Genomic DNA, 1,258 nt, shown 5'->3' on the forward strand with positions numbered 1-1,258 from the left:
GGGATCTCCCAATCTGCTCGGCTGTGAACGTCCGTTCGCTCACAGGGATGGCATTCTGCTCAGCTCGTGCCTGGAATAGATGGTCGTTGTGTTGTAGATACTCGAACGGCGGCGATGGGACGAGATCGCTTGCTTCGGTATCGAGGTGGTGGTGATACGTGACGCCGCGTGAACCTGGCTTCTGATCACCGACATCGATCGCCGGGTCTCGATCCGCCGCTGCGGCTTCCATCGCCTGCTGGAGTATCTGTTGGTCACGATCGGACAGTGTCGTGACCGGTACTGTTACCGGATCAGTACTGTCGGGCTGTTCCGCATCCTGCAAGTCGAGGTAGAACTCCCACCAGTCTCGTTTGACAGTACGAATCGTCTCGACATGGATCCGGTAGTACCGATCGCCGTCCGTAGCGAACTGGGGGCGTTCCCGTGGCTCGGAGCCGAACTCGTACTCGTAGGCCAACTGGTAGTTCAGCACCGTAACCGAGCCACTCGCAAGCAGTTCGTCGTAGACTGCACGTTTGTACTCGTCAGGGTAATCGATAGCGAACTGGGCTCGGTGTCCCGCTGGATCTGTCAGTAGAAACGCCTCGTACGGATCCTCTGTTGGATACGCACTCAATCGAAAGCGACTATCACCTGACGAGAGACAGCCAGCAACACTCGTGACTCCCGCTGCCCCGAGTGCCGTCAACAATGTCCGTCGAGTATATTGACCACTCATGTGCCACGTCTACTGCTCATCGGTGGGGTTCGAAACGGTTCTGTCTCACAGAACTGGTCGAACAATAGACGATACTGACGTAGTATCACGAGTAGCCAGTTATCGCTGGGCGGAATTCTTCAAAACCCCGATAGCTCAAATCGAAACTGTGCTTTGCGTCGTGTCCGCGAAACAGGCGGTAGAAGGGCTCAAATGGTTAAATCTGGTTTTGATACTACGTTTGACCTAATATATGACAGTGGTAACCCCGTAGATACGATGGTCATCGTCTCCGCATTTAAAGATGGATTCACCGCACTCCGCGCGAATCCGATCCTGCTCATCGCTGGCCTGCTCGTCGGGGCAGGCAGCCAGCTGCAATACGTCGATCACCTTATCGAGTCGCCATATCTCTCGGCAGGCGTGTCGCTCGCCTGGCTGATCGTCTTCCCGTTCGTTATCGGCGGATTCATCGGCACTGCCCGAGCCGCGATCGGCGGCACAGACGCATCGCTCACCCACTTTTTCACTGTAGCCCGGACTCATTACCTTCGGCTT

2 pseudogenes are annotated in these 1,258 nt (G+C 55.9%); one reads left to right on the plus strand and one right to left on the minus strand.

What is annotated here, in order from left to right:
* Window positions 1–619, minus strand: a pseudogene (locus DVK07_RS19300) (hypothetical protein); the annotation flags it as partial.
* 360 nt (window positions 620–979) lie between these two features.
* On the opposite strand from DVK07_RS19300, the pseudogene DVK07_RS19305 reads away from it, so the two are divergent.
* Window positions 980–1,258, plus strand: a pseudogene (locus DVK07_RS19305) (hypothetical protein); the annotation flags it as partial.

Source organism: Halorubrum sp. Atlit-26R, assembly GCF_003666015.1.
Classification (GTDB): Archaea; Halobacteriota; Halobacteria; order Halobacteriales; family Haloferacaceae; genus Halorubrum.